Here is a 293-nt window from a genome sequence, read left to right as displayed (position 1 = left end):
ACCCGCGCAACCTGTCTCTTGCCGAATGGTGGGCAGCCATGGTGGAGATTCCGGCGATTGTGCAAGCCGGTTCAAAGATTGACGATCTGGCAGCCTGTTTTGCAACAAGAGCAGAATTTATTGCATTGGGTGCTGCTGTTTTCTCTGCAGACAATCCGGCACAGATCGTTGCAGATGCCAATCGCCAGCTCGATGAAATGAGCGCCGCAGACACTAAAGAATAACATTGGCGGAGAGCCTCCCGCATCTCCGTCGTTATTAAGAGTAAAATAATGCTGAAAAAATCCGTTCTG

The 293-nt window shown here is 50.2% G+C and carries 1 pseudogene; it reads left to right on the top strand.

Annotation, left to right across the window (positions count from 1 at the left end):
* Positions 1-224: pseudogene (locus HBA93_RS20555) on the top strand (thiamine phosphate synthase); the annotation flags it as partial.
* Positions 225-293: the final 69 nt, after the last annotated feature.

This window comes from Ochrobactrum sp. SFR4, assembly GCF_019730395.1.
In the GTDB taxonomy this organism is placed as follows: Bacteria; Pseudomonadota; Alphaproteobacteria; order Rhizobiales; family Rhizobiaceae; genus Pseudochrobactrum.
The sequence above is the reverse complement of the archived record's forward strand: the minus strand, read 5'-3'. Positions and strand labels throughout refer to the sequence as shown.